The organism is Sphaerisporangium sp. NPDC005289, assembly GCF_040607455.1.
Classification (GTDB): Bacteria; Actinomycetota; Actinomycetes; order Streptosporangiales; family Streptosporangiaceae; genus Sphaerisporangium; species Sphaerisporangium rhizosphaerae.
In genome coordinates, this window is the sequence record NZ_JBEXGS010000002.1 from 404364 (window position 1) to 421756 (window position 17393).

13 protein-coding genes and 1 riboswitch are annotated in these 17393 nt (G+C 71.5%); of the genes, 10 read left to right on the plus strand and 3 right to left on the minus strand.

Annotated elements, in window-relative coordinates; genetic code table 11:
• The first annotated feature begins 20 nt into the window (after nt 1-20).
• The 4 genes from ABZT47_RS04570 to ABZT47_RS04585 all read left to right on the plus strand — a co-directional run bounded on the left by ABZT47_RS04570 (nt 21) and on the right by ABZT47_RS04585 (nt 6060).
• Entirely contained in the window at nt 21-1376 is a 1356-nt protein-coding gene (locus ABZT47_RS04570; RefSeq protein WP_354836129.1) for an ATP-binding protein, read from the plus strand.
• Between the two features lie 298 nt (nt 1377-1674).
• On the plus strand, nt 1675-3735 hold the full coding sequence (locus tag ABZT47_RS04575; protein WP_354836131.1) for an N-acetylneuraminate synthase family protein: 2061 nt from the start codon (nt 1675-1677) through the stop codon (nt 3733-3735).
• Nucleotides 3736-3823: 88 nt separating this feature from the next.
• Nucleotides 3824-4786 carry a glycosyltransferase family 2 protein gene (locus tag ABZT47_RS04580; protein WP_354836133.1) on the plus strand — a complete coding sequence of 321 codons (963 nt, stop codon included), beginning with the start codon at nt 3824-3826 and terminating at the stop codon, nt 4784-4786.
• The gene (locus ABZT47_RS04585) at nt 4783-6060 is read left to right on the plus strand and encodes a polysialyltransferase family glycosyltransferase (protein WP_354836135.1); all 1278 of its coding nucleotides are present in this window, start codon (nt 4783-4785) and stop codon (nt 6058-6060) included. Before ABZT47_RS04580 ends, ABZT47_RS04585 begins: the two co-directional genes overlap by 4 nt.
• Before the next feature lie 10 nt (nt 6061-6070).
• Here ABZT47_RS04585 and ABZT47_RS04590 read toward each other — a convergent pair whose 3' ends face one another.
• The 3 genes from ABZT47_RS04590 to ABZT47_RS04600 form a co-directional block, all read right to left on the minus strand.
• On the minus strand, nt 6071-7138 hold the full coding sequence (locus tag ABZT47_RS04590; RefSeq protein WP_354836137.1) for an endo-1,4-beta-xylanase: 1068 nt from the start codon (nt 7136-7138) through the stop codon (nt 6071-6073).
• 168 nt (nt 7139-7306) lie between these two features.
• The gene (locus ABZT47_RS04595; RefSeq protein WP_354836139.1) at nt 7307-8500 is read right to left on the minus strand and encodes a DUF6716 putative glycosyltransferase; all 1194 of its coding nucleotides are present in this window, start codon (nt 8498-8500) and stop codon (nt 7307-7309) included.
• A 14-nt stretch (nt 8501-8514) separates the two neighbouring features.
• Nucleotides 8515-9501: a hypothetical protein gene (locus tag ABZT47_RS04600; protein WP_354836141.1), complete on the minus strand. Its 987-nt coding sequence runs from the start codon at nt 9499-9501 to the stop codon at nt 8515-8517.
• A 505-nt stretch (nt 9502-10006) separates the two neighbouring features.
• Nucleotides 10007-10156: riboswitch (cyclic di-AMP (ydaO/yuaA leader) on the plus strand.
• A gap of 12 nt (nt 10157-10168) precedes the next feature.
• Here ABZT47_RS04600 and ABZT47_RS04605 point away from each other — a divergent pair.
• From ABZT47_RS04605 to ABZT47_RS04630, 6 genes are all read left to right on the plus strand, one after another.
• Nucleotides 10169-10876 carry a CHAP domain-containing protein gene (locus ABZT47_RS04605; protein ID WP_354836568.1) on the plus strand — a complete coding sequence of 236 codons (708 nt, stop codon included), beginning with the start codon at nt 10169-10171 and terminating at the stop codon, nt 10874-10876.
• A 596-nt stretch (nt 10877-11472) separates the two neighbouring features.
• Nucleotides 11473-12774: an ABC transporter substrate-binding protein gene (locus ABZT47_RS04610; RefSeq protein WP_354836143.1), complete on the plus strand. Its 1302-nt coding sequence runs from the start codon at nt 11473-11475 to the stop codon at nt 12772-12774.
• Nucleotides 12775-13021: 247 nt separating this feature from the next.
• Nucleotides 13022-14002: a sugar ABC transporter permease gene (locus ABZT47_RS04615; protein WP_354836145.1), complete on the plus strand. Its 981-nt coding sequence runs from the start codon at nt 13022-13024 to the stop codon at nt 14000-14002.
• Between the two features lie 5 nt (nt 14003-14007).
• Complete coding sequence (locus ABZT47_RS04620; RefSeq protein ID WP_354836570.1) at nt 14008-14883, plus strand: carbohydrate ABC transporter permease; 876 nt, start codon at nt 14008-14010, stop codon at nt 14881-14883.
• The gene (locus tag ABZT47_RS04625; protein ID WP_354836147.1) at nt 14880-16313 is read left to right on the plus strand and encodes a GH1 family beta-glucosidase; all 1434 of its coding nucleotides are present in this window, start codon (nt 14880-14882) and stop codon (nt 16311-16313) included. The genes ABZT47_RS04620 and ABZT47_RS04625 overlap by 4 nt, the downstream gene beginning before the upstream one ends.
• Nucleotides 16314-16343: 30 nt before the next feature.
• Nucleotides 16344-17363 (plus strand): LacI family DNA-binding transcriptional regulator, encoded by a 1020-nt coding sequence (locus ABZT47_RS04630; protein ID WP_354836149.1) that lies wholly within the window; start codon nt 16344-16346, stop codon nt 17361-17363.
• Nucleotides 17364-17393: the final 30 nt, after the last annotated feature.

A 17393-nucleotide genomic window follows, 5' to 3' on the forward strand; every position in this document is an offset into this window, starting at 1 on the left:
CGCGCGGATAGCCTTTGCCAATGCCCCTCCCACGGGCCGCCATCTGGCCACGATCGATCAGAGGGCGGGTCACCCTCCTCACGCTCGTCCTGGCCGCCCTGTTCCTGATCCCCCTCGGCGTCGCCGCCGACCTGGTCATCAGGGCCACGGTCGCCAACGCCATCTGGCACGACACCAGAGAGGCCGCCTCGCGGGTCGTGGTGGCCTACCGCGAGTCGTCCCTGCTCAACCCGATCGCGCCCGGCCCGGGCGACGTCGACCTCATCCAGGTGGTCGGGCCCGGGCGGCACATCCTGGCCTCGACCGCCCGCGGCCGGACCCTGCCGCCGCTCAGCGACGCGCGGCCGGTGGTCCCGCACGACCTGCTCGACTTCACGACCTGCCGGCCCCTGTCCGTCGGCTGCTTCCACGTGACCGCGACGCTCACCGGCCCCGGCCCCGGCGCGCCGGTGGTGTACGCGGCCGCGCCCACCCCGGCCGTGCTGTCCACCCGCATTCTCGACGTGGCCGTCGGCCTGCAGATCGCCGCCGTGGCCGGCCTGGTCGGCTGGATCGCCTACAAGACCGCCGACCGTGGCCTTGGCACCATCGACCACATCCAGGCCCAGCTCGCCCACATCACCGCGAGCGATCTGTCCCTGCGGGTGCGGGAGCCTCCCGGCGAGGACGAGATCTCCCACCTGGCCCGCACCGTCAACAGCACCCTGGCGCGGCTGGAGCACTCGGTGGAGCAGCAGCGCAGGTTCGCCGCGGACGCCTCGCACGAGCTGCGCACGCCCATCGCCGGGCTGCGCGCCCAGCTTGAGGAGTCACTGCTGCACCCCGAGGAGACCGACCTCGGCACGCTGGTGCGGGGGGCGCTGCGCGACACCGACCGGCTGGAGACCATCGTCACCGACCTGCTGTTCATGGCCAGGCTCGGCTCGGGCGGCCCGGCCGCGCAGGAGCCCGTCGACCTCGGCCAGCTCGCCACCGGCGAGATCGCCGCCCGGCCCGGCCGCGTGCCGGTCATCGCCGGCGTCGAGGAGCACGTCACCGTGATGGGCGTGCGCACGCACCTGTACCGGGTGATCGACAACCTGCTGGACAACGCCCAGCGGCACGCCGCCGACATGGTCAAGATCGAGGTGCACCGCGACCACGGGTCGGCCGTGCTCGCCGTCACCAACGACGGCGACCGCATCGCCGAGGAGGACCACGAGCGCGTCTTCCACCGCTTCGCCCGGCTGGACGCCGCCCGCAGCAGGAACAAGGGAGGCACCGGCCTCGGCCTGGCCATCGCCCGCGACGTCGCCATCGCCCACGGCGGAACGCTCCACGTCGAGAACGTCCCCGAGGGCACCCGCTTCGTGCTGCGGCTGCCGCTCGCCGAGTGAGCCCTCCGCCCGCCCGCCGAACCAGCCCCCGCTCCCTCGCCAGTTGAGCCCGCCCCCGCCCGCTGAACGCGTTACCCGCCCGTCGCCGGATGAGCCCGCCCCCGTCCGCCGTCCGGCCGGACGGGGCGCGGCGGCGGCGGCCCCGGCCTCCCGGCTCTCCCAAGTGTTAACAGGAGTGACGCTGGGCGTTCAGCTCGCAATCTCCTAACGGGATGGTGCCGGTGGTTAGCGTGCGTGACACCTCGCGAGCGTGGCCGAAGGACGGCCCGCTCGCACGCCGCATATCAGGGAGTCAACCTTGCGAGTCCTGGCCGTCGTCCCCGCCCGTGGAGGTTCTGCGGGCGTCCCGCTGAAGAACCTGGCCAAGGTGGGCGGCACGCCCCTGGTCGCCCGCGCGGTCGCCTCCTGCACGGAAGCCGAGCTCATCGACCGGGTGGTCGTCAGCACCGACCACGACGCCATCGCCGCCGCGGCCCGCGCGGCGGGCGCCGAGGTGGTCCAGCGCCCCGCCGAGCTGAGCGGCGCCACCGCCTCCAGCGAGTCGGCCCTGCTGCACGCCCTCGACCAGGTCGGCACCGACCCCGAGGTCGTCGTGCTCGTCCAGTGCACCAGCGCCTTCATCGACCCCGCCGACCTGGACGCCGCCGTGTCCAAGGTGCTCGACGGCGCCGCCGACGTGGTGTTCTCCGGGCTGCCCACCCACGAGTTCGTGTGGGCGCGCGGCGAGGACGGGGTGCGTGGGATCAACCACGACCCGGCCCACCGCCCGCGCCGCCAGGACCGCGAGCCGGAGTACCGCGAGACCGGCGCCTTCTACGCCATCCGCGCCGCCGGCTTGCGCGAGCACGGGCACCGCTTCTTCGGCACCGTCGCCGTCCAGCCGGTGCCGAGCCGCCACGCCGTCGAGGTGGACTCCCCCGAGGACCTGGAGATGGTGCGGGCGCTGGCCCCGTTCGTGGACCGTCCCGGCCCGCTCGACGTTGACGCGGTGGTCACCGACTTCGACGGCGTGCACACCGACGACCTGGTCTACGTCGACCAGGACGGCCGCGAGACCGTCGCGGTGAGCCGCTCCGACGGCCTCGGCATCGCCCTGCTCAAGCGGTCCGGGGTCAAGATCCTGGTGCTGTCCACCGAGCGGAACCCGGTCGTCACCGCCCGCGCCCGCAAGCTCGGCGTCCCGGTCCTGCAGGGCCTGGCCTCCAAGCAGACCGCCCTGCGCGACTGGCTCAGCATCGAGGGCCTGGACCCGGCGAGGGTCGCCTACGTCGGCAACGACCTCAACGACCTCGGCTGCATGGAGCTGGTCGGCTGGCCGGTGACCGTGCCCGACGCCCACCCCCGCGTGCGCGCCGCCGCCCGCATCGTGCTCGGCCACGGGGGCGGCGCCGGCGCCGTGCGCGAGCTGTGCGACCGCGTGCTCGCCGCCCGCCCCGTGGACGCCGAGCCGCCCGCCGCCGGCCCGCGCGCGACGCTGCGCGTCAAGGGCGCCCCGGTCCAGATCGGCGAGTCGCTGGTCGGCCCCGGGCAGCCGGTGTACGTCATCGGCGAGATCGGCATCAACCACAACGGCGACCTGGACATCGCCCGCCGCCTCATCGACGTGGCCGCCGACGCCGGCTGCCAGGCGGTGAAGTTCCAGAAGCGCACGCCGGAGATCGCCGTGCCGGCCCACCAGCGCGACCAGATGCGCCAGACGCCCTGGGGCGAGATGACCTACCTGGAGTACAAGTACCGGGTGGAGTTCGGCCAGGACGAGTACACCCAGATCGCCAAGTACTGCGCCGAGCGGGGCCTGGACTGGTTCGCCTCCCCGTGGGACGTGCCGTCGGTGGACTTCCTGGAGGAGATGAACGTCGTCACGCACAAGGTCGCCTCGGCCAGCGTGACCGACCACGAGCTGCTGCGCCGGCTCGCCGCCACCGGCAAGCCGATCATCCTGTCGACCGGCATGTCGACGCTTCCGGAGATCGACGCGGCCGTGGAGATCCTCGGCACCTCCAAGCTGGTGATCATGCACGCCACCTCCACCTACCCGCTGCCGCCCGAGGAGGCCAACCTCCGCACGATCATCACCCTGCAGGACCGGTACGGCGTCCCGGTCGGCTACTCCGGCCACGAGCGCGGCCTGCAGATCTCCCTGGCCGCGGTGACGCTGGGCGCGGTGACCGTGGAGCGCCACATCACCCTGGACCGCACGATGTGGGGCTCCGACCACGCGGCTTCGCTGGAGCCGAGCGGCCTGGAGCACCTGGTGCGCGACATCAGGATCATCGAGCAGGCCCTCGGCGACGGCGTCAAGCGCGTCTTCCCGGGCGAGGAGGCCCCCAAGTCCCGCCTGCGCCGCGTCACCGTCTGACCCACGAGATGATCATCGACATGGACGCGCGCCGCCCCGTGCGGCGCGCGGCGGGAGGCGGCGCGGCGACGCGCACCGGAGGACGCCGGTGATCACGCTGTCGGTCGTGGTGCCGGTGCGGGACGCGGCGCCGTTCATCGGCGACACGCTGGCCTCACTGCGGCGCAACGCGCGGCCCGACTTCGAGTTCATCGTCGTCGACGACGGCTCGGTGGACGCGACCCCGCAGGTCATCGACGACTTCCGCGACGACCTGCCGGGGTTGACCGTGCTGCGCAACAGCTCTCCCGTGGGGCTGGCAGACGCCCGCAACGCCGGCCTGTCTCTCGCCTCGGGCCGGTATCTCACCTTCCTGGACGGCGACGACTGGGTGGGCCGGGGGTACCTCCCCCGGCTCGTCGAGGCGATCGAGGGCCTGGGCTGCGACTTCGTCCGGGTGGACCACGTGCAGGTGGAGGGGCGCAAGCGCACCGTGCACCGCGCGCCGGAGGCCCGGCGGGGCGTGGTGCTCGACCCGCGCGACCGCATCCTGCCGGCCGGCGCGCGGACGATGGTGGACTACCCCTACGCGTGGGCGGGGGTGTACCGGCGCTCGCTGGGCGACCTGCTCGCCTTCCCGGGGCACCTGCACACCGCCGAGGACCGGCCGTGGATCTGGCGGCTGCACCGCGAGGCGCGGTCGTTCGCGGTGGCCTCCATCGCCGGGGTGTTCTACCGGCGGCTGGTGTCCACCTCCCTGACCCAGGTCGGCGACGAACGGCAGCTGCACTTCTTCGACGCCTTCGACCTGGTGTTCAAGCAGATCGAGGGCGAGCCGCACCTGCAGCCCAAGGCGGTGCGCACCTTCTGCGCGCTGCTGGCCCACCACCTGGAGCTCGGCGACCGCTTCTCGCCCGCGCTGCGTGCCCGCTTCGAGGACAGGGCGCGGGACGTCCTGGCCGGTCTCCCGGCGGACCTGCTCGGGCAGACGGGGCTGGACGAGGAGCGGCAGGCCCTGCTCGGGCCGCTGCTCCCCCGACCTCTCAGACAGCCCGAGGAGCGTTCGCCATGACGCAGGTCTTCTACAGCTCCACCCTGTTCGGGACGATGACGCTGGCGGCGGCCATGGACGCGGGCAGGTTCGGCCCGCACGACGGCCGCCGGGTGCTGCTGGTGTCCAACAACGCCGCGATCCCCGAGGTGACCCCGTCCCTGGACGAGGCCCCGGGGTTCGCGGCGCTGCGGCCCCGGTTCGACGAGGTGTGGTCGTGGAACGACATCATCGCCCCGCTGCACCCTTCCGACTGGAAGGCGCGCGTCATCGAGGTGCCCATGCTGGAGCGCCTGGTGCGCGGCCACCTCGCACTGGGTGAGGGGGCCGCCGAGCTGGTGCTGGAGTCGGTGGCGGTGCCGCCGGCCAGGACGGTTGCGGCGCTGGTCCGCGACTGCCCGATCACGGTGTACTCCGACGGCCTGATGAGCTACGGGCCGACCCGCGACCCGCTGCCGCTGGAGATCTCCGGCCGGATCACCCGGCTGCTCCACCTTGACCTGGTGCCCGAGCTCACGCCGCTGCTGCTGCGCGAGGTCGGGGTGGCGCCCGAGCCGCTGCCGGACGCGGCGTTCCTGCGGGTGCTGGAGGAGATGCCCGCCGTCGAGGGGCTGTACGGCGAGGCGATCATCCTGGGCCAGTACCTGTCGGCGCTGGACATCGTCACCGCCGAGGAGGAGGCCGAGCTGCACGCCGGGATGCTGCGCGCCCTCGCCGCGCGCGGCCACCGCAGCGTGCTGTTCAAGCCGCACCCGGCGGCGGGCGGCCACCACGCCCGCCTGCTGCGCGCGGTCGCGCGGGAGCTCGGGGTCGACCTGTGCGTGGCCGGCGACACCGTGCCGGCCGAGGTGTGCTTCCTGGCGTTGCGCCCGCGACTGGTGGTCGGATGCTTCTCCACCGCTCTGATGACCGCGCGCCGGCTGTTCGGCCTGCCGATCGCGACCATGGGCTGCGAGCTGGTGCTGGAGCGGCTGGCGCCCTACGAGAACAGCAACCGCATCCCGGTGACGATCGTCGACGCCACCGTGCCGCGCCTGGCGCCGGACGGCTCGATCACCGAGACGCCGACCGGCGATCGGAGCGACCTGCGCGCGCTGGTGGAGGCGGTGGGCTTCTGCATGCAGAGCGAGCACTACCCGGCGCTGCGCGAGGCCGCGGCCCGCTACATCGAGGCCAACGGCCCGCAGGCCCGCTACTTCAAGAACCGGCGGCTGGCCTCGGTCGGCCTGCTGCCCGCGCCCGAACCGGCCAAGTCCCGTCCCCTCTCGCGCCTGCGCCGCGCCCTGTCCCGCTGACCGCCGGCCGCTAGCAGGCGGCGGCGCGGGGCGCGCCGCCGCACACGGCGAACGCGGACAGCGCGGCGTAGTAGGCCTGCTTCTTGTTGTAGTCGCGGTCGAAGAGCAGGGGCGTGCCGCCACTGCGCCAGGAGTACCTGTCGGTCACGCCCCACACGGTGACGCCGGTGCAGCGCGGCACCATCACGCAGGCGGTGAGCGCCTTGCGGTAGTCCTGCGCCTGGGCGGCGCCCGAGCCCTCGATGTCCAGCTCGGTGATCTGGACGTCCACGCCGAGCGCGGCGAACTGGGCGATGGTCTGGGCGTAGGCCGCCGGCAGCGGCGCCGTCGCGGAGAAGTGCGACTCCAGTCCGACGCAGTCGATCGGCACGCCCCGCGTCTTGAAGTCCTTGACCATGGCCAGCACGCCGCGGGTCTTGGCGGCCGCCGGATCCTCGATGCCGTAGTCGTTGAGGCACAGCCGGGCGGCCGGGTCGGCCGCGCGGGCGGCCCGGAAGGCCGTCTCGATGTAGGAGTCGCCGAGGCGCCGCTGGAACAGGCCGGGGCGCACGCCGCCCGAGTCGGCGAACGCCTCGTTCACCACGTCCCAGCTGTGGATCTTCCCTCGGAAGTGGCCGGCCACCGCGGCGATGTGGGCGGTGAGCGCCTGGTAGGTGTCCTGGGCGGTCGACAGGTTGCCCGTCCAGGCCGTGTGCGGGGAGTCGACCAGGCTGTGCCCGCGCACCCGCATGCCCTTGCTCTGGGCGTGGGCGACGATGGCGTCGGCCGGCGTGAAGTTGAACTGGCCGCGCACCGGTTCCACCGCGTCCCAGTGCATCTCGTTCTCGGGCGTCACCGAGGTGAACTCCCGGTCGAGCACGGCCGCGTAGGGCGCCTCGCCGAGATGGGAGGCGCCGACGGCGGCGCCGAAGTAGCGGCCGGTGGCCGCGGCCGCCCCTCCCAGCGTGGCGGCCGCGGCGCCTGCCGGGGCCGCCGTCAGCGGTGGTGAGGCCACCGCGCCGATGACCGCGAAGGCGGCGATCGCCGCGCGCGCGAGAGGGCGGCGCATGGCGACCTCCGACCCGGGGTTTCCCGCCATGACCGTCCTCCCGTCACCAGGGGCGCTGACGTCACTGATTGTGACCGCACGCCGGGAGTTGTCAACGTGGCGCGTCGTGTTCCGCAGGGCGGACGGGGGTCGCAGCGCCCATGCCACCACTGATGCGGACGGGGCGGCGCGAAAGTTTCACGCCATCCCGTCCGGTGTTCAGCCCAGCGCCTTGAGGTAGCGGCGCACGCGGCGGCTCGCGCGGTAACCGGCGCGCAGCACGTTCGGCGGCACCTCCACCCGCAGGCGGGCCCGCCGCCGGGCGGCCGCGTGCTCGGGTCCGGTGAGCAGCGGCCGCACCGGGGCGAGCCGCCCCGCGCGCGCCTCGGCGATCAGGGCGCCGAGCCTGGCCACCCAGTCGCTGGTGGCCGGATCGTGGAAGTAGTTGGCGTCGCACCAGGCGGCCGCCGGGTGCCGCAGGTCGCCGCGCGCCAGGTCTTCCAGGGTGCCCAGGCACCCGCTGTCCTCGAACACCAGGTTGATCATCTCGGCGCTGACCCCGAAGTCCGACAGGACCAGCAGCGGGACGCGGCCGGCGATCGCCTCCAGGGCCGCGGTGGAGCTGACCGTCACGAACCCCGCCGCGGCGGCCAGGTGCTCGTGCATGGCGCCGGCGGCGAAGCGCACCGAGCCGGGGCGCACCGCGCCGGCCTCGGCCAGCGACCGCCATAGGCGCTCGTAGTGATAGCGCTCGTTGTGGGTCTGGCGCTCGTTCTCAAGAGCGCGCAGCTTGACCACGACGTCCAGGCCCGGACGCGCCTCGGCCAGCCGGGCGAGGGCCAGCAGGATGCTCTCGCGGTCCTCGCGCCGCTTGGGCACCTTAGCCTGGGTGGCGAACACCAGGCGGTCGCCCGTCCCGCCGCCGGCCGTCCGATGGTCCAGGTAGGGCAGGCGGGCCAGGGCCATCGACCCGGTGGCGCCCAGTTCCCTGCCGATGCGGCCGAACTCCTCCACCTCCCTGCCGCTGTGCACGACGAACAGGTCGCAGGCCCCGCGGTACAGCCAGGCCTTCTCTGTGGCGGGGATGGAGATGCCCGGCAGCCCCGACACCAGCACCGGCCGCGGCGAGAGCCCGCCGAGCACGTCGCCGGCCAGCACGTCGACCACCGGTCCTGTGCAGGCCAGCAGGATGGCGTCGGGCCGGTCGCGCTCGGCGATGCGGCGCAGCGCCCGCGCCGACACCACGGCGGGCGGCTCCCCCGCGCCGGAGCGGGTGCCGCTGACGGCGGCGGTGATCTGGGCCGGGGACGGCACGATCGGCGTGCGCACGACGGCCAGCGTCGATGTCCAACCGGTCGGTAGCTGGTCGAGAAGACCCGCCGCCCATTTCAGATACGAGTCCGAATCGGCCACAGCGAGAACCCGGCTCAAGGAGAAGCCCTTTCGTGCGCGAACATCTGGAGATGCGATCGGAGGGAGACCGACGCGGAGGGAGTCCACCAGTCGTCGGGCACCTCCACGGTCTGGACGGGCACCCCTCGGGCGGCGAGCAGCACGCGCAGCGAGGTGACGGCCGTGGACGGGAGGCTGAGAACGCGCTGGCCGGGGCGCAGGTCGCGCAGGGTCATCTCGACCGGCGCCCCGGCGTCGTACACGGTGACCCCGGGGTGGTCGCGGACCGCGGCCAGGTCGCCGGGGTCCTCCCTGCGGTGCGGGTAGTACGCCAGCGGCCCTTCGAGGGCGAACAGCCACGACAGGTAGCGGTCGCGGTGGATCAGCCCGTTGCGCACCAGCGAGGTGCCGAGGACCACCGTGTTCTCGCGGGGCCGGGGGTGGGCGACCACCGGCTGGGAGCGCAGCCAGGCGAAGTCGTGGGTGACCAGCTCGGCCCCGAGCCCGCGCACGGCGTCGGCCAGGGCGGCGGGGACGGGCAGGGCGGTGAAGACGGTGAGCCGTCCGGCCCTCGCCGCGGCGCGCAGGCGGATCCCCGCGGCGACGCCCAGGGCCAGGCGGGAGGGCTTGGCCGTGGCGCGGGCGCGCAGCAGAGGGGTGGCCAGACCCGCGGTCAGCAACTCCAGCAGGCGGATGGTGGCCAGGCCGTCGTCGACGATGACCATGCGGGTGGGGAAGGCCGTCAGCGAGGTGAGCTGCATCCTGCCGGAGAAGGCGTCCCCGAGGACCCAGGCCTCGCGGCGGCCGGGACGGGGCATGCCCTGATCGGCGGCCTGGATGCTCAGCCCGGCCGGCAGCTCCAGCGCGTCCAGCTCGGCGCGGGTGACGCGCAGGCCGGGCAGCTTGCCGCGGGTCACCACGCGGGTGCCCGGCCCGATCAGCCCCGCGTGCCGCGCCTCGACCGCGCACAGCAACTGGAGCGGAGACTCCACCCAGGCGACGGCCGACCCCTGCTCCCGCACGCGGCTTCGACCGTTCCTCTCCACGCCGGGCATTGACACGTTCACGACGCATGCAACCTAGCCCCGCGACCCTACGTAATAGGGAACAGACGATGAACGGCGGCCGACGGCGGCCCGGCCGTTGTCGGATGAGAGCGGCTCCCAGGCGTCACATGGGCAACGCGGGCCCCACTTGACACAGAAGGCGTCGCAGGCTCCGAGTATCACTGGGCCCGGACGGCCCCGGAGGCGTGTCCGCGCCCGCAGGGCCCGGATCGGCGGCACCGTACCCGCGTCGCGGCAGGTCAACCGCGCCCAACGCGCATTCTCGCCGGACCGCGTGCCTGGCTTTGCCATGAGAAGGCCAGAACGGACGAGAGCTTTGTCCCACTTGCATGTGGTTTGTCCGATGTATTACTCTCGGAGGAATCCCGGCACGGGAGACCGCTTCTCTGAGCGACCCGCCCGTGCCGCCGATATCGCCCGGCGCGGCCGGTCCTCTGCGGAGAGACCCCTCTCCCACCGTCACGCGCCTCCGTCGAGTCCGCGCCCACGCGGAGCCGGGGACCCACCTTCTTGGGGTGAATCAGGCGCGCCCGCCCACGGACGCGCCCGTAGGACGAACCTTCACGTCCGAACCCGTCAGCTAACCCGGTAGGCGGCAGGAAGAAGGAGTCTCAGCTTGTCCATGTTCGTCACGACCGTACATCGGCTTCTGGATGCCCCGAAGAACCAGTTGAAGGCCGTCGCGTTCGGCGGGCTCGTGCTCGCCCAGGTTGTCACCGGCACCGCCCTTGCGGCGAACGCCGACTCCTCTCCCCAGGCCGACGCCGCCTCTCCCAAGAGCGGCATCGTCGCCGTCGCGCGGCAGGAGGCGGCGAAGGCGGGGCTGCCGTCCCGGCAGGTCTCCGCCGAGCAGTTGCTGGCACTGGCCGAGAAGCAGGTCGGCATCAGCGAGAACGGCAGCGGCGGCGGCACCAAGTTCCACGCCTGGTACATGAGCTCCCCGCGCGCCAGGGAGACCGTGGCGCGCGACAGCGGCACGATCGCCGACTACGCCGACGCCGCCTGGTGCGACATGTTCGTCTCCTGGGTGGGCGCGCAGATGGGCCTTCAGGACACCGTCGGCGCCGACGCCTACACCGTCGCCCACGCCAAGTGGTTCGCCGCGCGGGACCGCTGGGGCACCACGCCCAAGCCCGGCGCGGTCGTGTTCTTCTCCTTCAACGGCGACAAGAGCATCAACGGCATCGAGCACGTCGGCTTCGTCATCAAGGACAACGGCGACGGCACCATCCGCACGGTCGAGGGCAACACCGACGGCGGCAAGGTCGAGATCCGCACCAGGCCGGCCTCGCAGATCGTCGGATACGGCTACCCCGGCTACGCCGCCTGACCTCGGCGGCCCGCCGCCCTCGTTCCACCTTTCCGCGGCGTCCCGCCCGCCTCCCCGCGAAGGACGCCTCCCGGCGCCGCACGGCCGGCCCACTCCCCCGGCCGCGCGGCGCCGGCGCTCGTTCCCATCACTCCGGCGAGCCGGCCGGAACGCCGCGCAGCCCGCGCGCCGCGCCCCCAGGACCTCGGCGGAGCCCGCGCGCCGTGGCCCAGGAGCCCGGCGAAGCCCGTGCGCCGTGGCGCATGGATGATTTGCGCCCGACTGTGCCGAAGCGGTGGGAGCGCTCCCAATGCTGCGAAAGGGCCTTATGGGGGCTACTCTACGGTTTTCTCAGCGCTAACCGCCCCAGGAGTAACAGTTAGGTTTCGGCATATTGACGCCAGCATTGCCCGTCGGGGACCCTTCGTGGGAGCGCTCCCAAATATCGCTCGCAGGCTCACCCCCGCGAGATCACGACTGAGGGATCCAGCACATCGTGGGCCCGACTGTCGGGGCCGGCCCTCGATGCACCTCCCAAAGATCGGGCAACCACCTGAGAGGGGTCCGGAATGATGAACAATATGCGCCGCGGGAAGACACTCGCGGTCGCATCGGTGATGACGGTCGCACTCGGCATCACCGCCGCGTGCAGCTCCGGCGGGGACGGCGGGAACACCAGCACCGGTGGCTCGTCCTCGGCCGCGGCCGAGAAGATCACCCTTACGCTGCAGACCTTCGGCGGCGGGACCAACTTCGGCTACAAGGCCGCGGTCGCCAAGTGGAACAGCGATCACCCCAACGTTCAGGTGAAGTACAACAACCTCACCGACAGCTTTGAGAACGTCTACTGGCCGCAGATGCTGCAGTGGCTGCAGTCGGGCACCGGCGCCGGCGACGTGGTCGGCATCGACGAGGGCGGCATGGGTCTGGCCAAGGCCCGTCCCCAGTTCTTCACCGACCTCGGCCAGTACGGCCTGCAGAGCCGCCAGGCCGACTTCCCCGCCTGGAAGTGGGAGAACGGCATCAACACCGAGGGCAAGCTGTTCGCCCTCGGCACCGACGTCGGCGGCATGAGCATCTGCTACCGCTCCGACCTGTTCAAGCAGGCCGGGCTTCCCACCGACCGCGACGAGGTCGGCAAGCTGTGGAGCGGCGGCTGGGAGGACTTCATCAAGGCCGGCCAGCAGTTCCAGTCCAAGGTCAAGGACGCCAAGTTCGTCGACAGCATCAACACCATCTACAACGTGGTGCTGGCGCAGGAGGCCGCCAAGAACGGCAACGTCACCTACTTCGACAAGAACCAGCAGCTCATCGTGGACAAGAACCCGGCCGTCAAGTCCGCGTTCGACCTCGCCACGAAGATCAGCCAGGACGGCCTGACCGCCAAGCTGCAGAACTTCACCGACGGCTGGAACACCGGCTTCGTCAAGTCGCAGTTCGCGACCCTGGGCTGCCCCGGCTGGATGCTCGGCGTGGTCTCGGGCAACGCCGGTGACAAGTTCAAGGGCAAGTGGGACGTCGCGACCGTGCCCGGCGGCGGCGGCAACTGGGGCGGCTCCTGGCTCGCGGTGCCCAAGCAGTCCAAGCACCCGAAGGAGGCCGCCGAGCTGGCCAGCTACCTGACCAGCCCCGACGCCCAGCTCATGGCGTTCAAGGAGGGCGGCAACCTGCCCAGCACCATCCCGGCGCAGGACAACCCCGAGCTCCAGAGCGTGAACAACGAGTACTTCAACAACGCGCCCATCGGCAAGATCTTCGGGCCGTCCATCAAGTCGCTTCAGCCGATCTTCCTCGGTGAGAAGCACGCGCAGGTCAAGCGCGAGGTGGAGCAGGTCCTCAACGGCATGGAGCAGGGCTCGGTGCCCGTGGCCCAGGCCTGGCAGAAGTTCGTCGAGGCGGGCCAGAAGGCGGCGGGCTGATCCTCCCCGGTCCTCACCGGTTCGCCGGGGCTCACCGCCCCGGCGAACCGGTGACCTGCCGTAGTGAGCGGCGTGGCGGTGGTGGAACCCACCACCGCCCACGCCCCGCGAGGCACTCGTCCAGTCGTACCGATGCCGAGCTTGGTTATCGCTTGGTAGCGGGCACACGATCGACCGTTACCGACGAGAAGAAGGAGAATGGGGCTCCTCCCCGTGGCCGCCGGCCAGGGAGCGCCCCGGAAATCCGATGAGCGTCAACCTCCACACGCAGCGGGCGGATCCGGCGCCTCCGCCGCCCCGGCCGGGACGCCACCAGGCGCGCTCCCGCCGCAGTATCTGGTCGCAGTTCGACATCAAGGCGACCCCGTACTTCCTGATCTCCCCGTACTTCCTGCTCTTCGCGATCTTCGGCCTGTTCCCCCTGGTGTTCACCCTGTGGGTGTCGCTCCAGGACTACGGACTGGCCGGCGGAGACGCCTCCTTCACCGGCCTGGCCAACTACACCAAGCTCCTGGCGGACGAGGACTTCTGGAACGCGGTGATCAACACCGTCGGCATCTTCGTCCTCGCCACGGTGCCGCAGCTCGTCCTCGCGCTCATGCTCGCCAACGCGCTCAACAAGCGCCTTCGCGGCCGGCTGTTCTTCCGGCTGGGCGTCCTGGTGCCGCTGGTGACCTCGGTCGTCGCCGTCGCCATCGTGTTCACCCAGCTCTACGGCCGCGACTTCGGCCTGTTCAACTGGCTGCTCGGCTTCGTGGGCGTCGACCAGCACATCGACTGGCAGAGCGCCAAGTGGTCGTCCTGGACCGCCATCGCCACCATGGTCGACTGGCGCTGGACCGGCTACAACGCGATCATCTACCTCGCGGGCATGCAGACCATCCCTCGCGACCTGTACGAGGCGGCGTCCATCGACGGGGCCTCCCCGCGCCGCCAGTTCTGGCAGATCACCCTGCCGATGATCCGCCCGACGATCATCTTCACCGTGTTCGTCTCGACGATCGGCGGGCTCACCCTGTTCGCCGAGCCGGTGATGTTCGCCAGCAACCGGATGGACGGCGGGGCCACCGGCCAGTTCCAGACGATCGCCATGTACATCGTCGAGCAGGGCTTCCGGAACTTCAACTACGGCTACGCCGCCGCGGCCGCCTGGCTGCTGTTCCTGCTGATCCTCCTCGGCGTCGGGATCAACTACACGTTCGTCCGCCGGATCGGAGGCAGCAAGTGACCGCGATCACGCAGGTCAGGCCGGCGCAGAGGGGCAAGGCGCGCAGCAAGCGGGACCCGTTCCGCGCCACCCCCCTGACGAAGATCGCCCTGGGCTTCACCGTCCTGCTGTCGATCTTCCCGATCTACTGGATGATCATCATCGCGTCGCGGACCAACTCCGACGCGGTGGAGGTGCCCCCGCCGCTGCTCCCTGGCGGCAACCTCGGCGCCAACATCCAGCGCGTGCTCGAGACCGAGGACGCGCACTTCATCACGGGTCTGGTGAACTCGCTGATCGTCACCTCGACGGTGACGCTCTCCGTCGTGCTCATCTCGACGTTCGCGGGATTCGCCTTCGCCAGACTCCACTTCCGCGGCCGCAACCTGCTGCTCGGCTCCATCCTCATCACGATGATGGTGCCGCTCCAGCAGATGGGCATCGTCCCGCTCTACCAGCTCATGGTGACCCTCGGCTGGACGGGCACGCTCAAGGCCGTCATCCTGCCCTACCTGCTCAACGGCTTCGGCGTCTTCATGATGACGCAGTACACCGATCAGGCCGTGCCCGAGGAGCTGGTCGAGGCGGCGCGGGTGGACGGCGCGTCCACCATGCGCATCTGGTGGAACGTGATCCTGCCCGCCGTCCGGCCCGGCATGGCCGTGCTGGCGCTGCAGACCTTCATGCTCAACTGGAACGAGTTCATGTGGCCCTTGATCGTCCTGAGCCCGGAGAACCCCACGGTTCAGGTGTCGATCAGCTTCCTCACCGCGGCCCACAGCACGGACTACGTCCTGATCTTCACCGGAACGGCCCTTTCCGTACTACCGCTCATTGTCGTTTTCGTCGCGTTCGGCCGGCAGATCGTCGGCGGACTCATGGAAGGTGCGGTCAAAGCGTGACCACGCAGGAGACTCAACCCCAGACCGGCATCCCCGCCCTCGCGTTCCCCACCGGCTTCGTCTGGGGCGCCGCCACCTCGGCGTACCAGATCGAAGGGTCCACCGACGTGGACGGGCGCGGGACCTCCATCTGGGACACGTTCGTCCGGCAGCCGGGCCGCATCCTCAACGGCGAGAACGCCGATGTGGCCATCGACCACTACCGCCGCTACCGGGACGACGTGGCCGTCATGGCCGAGCTCGGGCTGACCGCCTACCGCTTCTCGGTGTCCTGGCCGCGGATCATGCCGGACGGCGCCGGCACGGTGAACCAGGCCGGCCTGGACTTCTACCGGCGGCTGGTGGACGAGCTGCTGGCCAACGGCATCGAGCCCTGGCTGACCCTGTACCACTGGGACCTTCCCCAGGCACTTGAAGACCTCGGCGGCTGGCCCGCACGCGACACGTCGAAGCGCTTCGCCGACTTCGCCGCCTGCGTCCACCAGGCGCTCGGCGACCGCGTCAAGCAGTGGAGCACCGTCAACGAGCCCTGGTGCGCCGCCTTCCTCGGCTACTCCTCCGGCGAGCACGCGCCGGGACGCCGTGAGCCGGCCGCCTCGATCAGGGCCGCCCACCACCTCAACCTCGCCCACGGCCTGGCCGTCCAGGCGCTGCGCGCCCAGGGCGCCGACGCGCGCATCGGCGGCTCGGTGAACCTGTACGCGATCAGCCCGGCGACCGACGACGCCGCCGACCTGGACGCCGCGCGGCGCATCGACGGCCTGCAGAACCGCTTCTTCCTGGACGCGCTGCTGAAGGGCTCCTACCCCGAGGACGTCCTCGCGGACCTGAGCGCGGTCACCGACATCGACTTCATCCAGGACGGCGACATGGAGACCATCTCCACGCCGTTCGACACCCTGATGGTGAACTACTACAGCCGGTTCACCGTGTCGGGCAAGCCCGGAGGCGCCGCCTCGGCCGCCGCCGCCCCGACCGGCGCCGGCTCGCCGTGGCCCGGCAACGAGCACGTGTCGTTCGTCAACGGCGGCCGGCCGGTCACCTCGATGGGCTGGGAGATCGACGACCTCGGCCTGTACGAGGTGCTCCAGCGGGTCGCCACCGAGTACCCGAGCATCCCCCTGGTCATCTCCGAGAACGGCGCCGCGTTCGACGACGTCGTGGCCGACGGGTCGGTCGACGACCAGGAGCGCCTGGCCTACATCGAGGCGCACCTGCGCACCTGCCACGCCGCCATCGAGGCGGGCATCCCGCTCAAGGGGTACTTCGCCTGGTCCCTGATGGACAATTTCGAGTGGGCCTGGGGCTACGGCAAGCGGTTCGGACTGGTGTACGTCGACTACGAGAGCCAGCGCAGAACCCCCAAGGCCAGCGCCTTCTGGTACGCCGACACGATCCGCAGAGGCGGGTTGCTGGGTCCGGCAGAATAAGGCGTTAACTGTCAGGAGGGGGCTACTTTGATGAACGGGGACCGCCGCTCGGGAGCGCGACCGACCCTCGAGGCCGTCGCCGCTCGCGCGGGCGTCGGCCGCGGCACCGTGTCTCGCGTCATCAACGGCTCGCCGAAGGTGAGCGACAAGGCGCGCGAAGCGGTGCAGCAGGCGATCGACGAACTCGGCTACGTGCCGAACCGGGCGGCGCGCACCCTGGTCACCAGGCGCACGGACACGATCGCGCTGGTGGTGTCGGAGTCCGAGCAGCGCATCTTCGACGAGCCGTTCTTCGCGGGCATCATCCGCGGCATCGGCTCGTCGCTGTCGGAGACCGGCCTGCAGCTCATCTTGACGATGGCGCAGTCGCGCGACGAGCACGAGCGCCTGGAGCTCTACCTCACCGGGCAGCACGTGGACGGCGTGCTGCTGATCTCCCTGCACGGCGCCGACCCGCTGCCCGGCCGGCTGGAGGAGATGGGCGTGCCGACCGTCCTCGGCGGCCGCCCGGTGGGCTTCACCCCGTTCAGCTACGTCGACATGGACAACAGGGCCGGCGCCCGGCAGGCGGTCAAGTACCTGCTCGGCCGGGGCAGGCGGCGCATCGCGACCATCGCCGGCTCCCAGGACATGGGCGTGGGCGTCGACCGTCTGGCCGGCTACCGCGACGCGCTGCTGGCCACCGGCATGCAGGAGATCGTCGCCTACGGAGACTTCAGCGAGGCCAGCGGCGTGTCGGCGATGGAGCGCCTGCTCCAGCAGCACCCGACGCTGGACGCGGTGTTCACCGCCTCCGACCCGATGGCCTTCGGCGCGATGAGGGTGCTCAAGGACCACGGCAAGATCATCCCGGACGATGTCGCGGTGATCGGCTTCGACGACTCGGCGGTGGCCGCGCACACCGTGCCGCCGCTCACCAGCGTCCACCAGCCGACCGAGGACATGGGCCGCCAGATGGCGCAGCTGCTCGTCTGCCGCATCAACGGCGAGCGACTGGAGCAGCCCGTCGTGATATTGGACACCCACCTGGTCGAGCGCGGCTCGGCCTGACCCCCAAAGGCGCGGCCCGGGCAGCCCGTG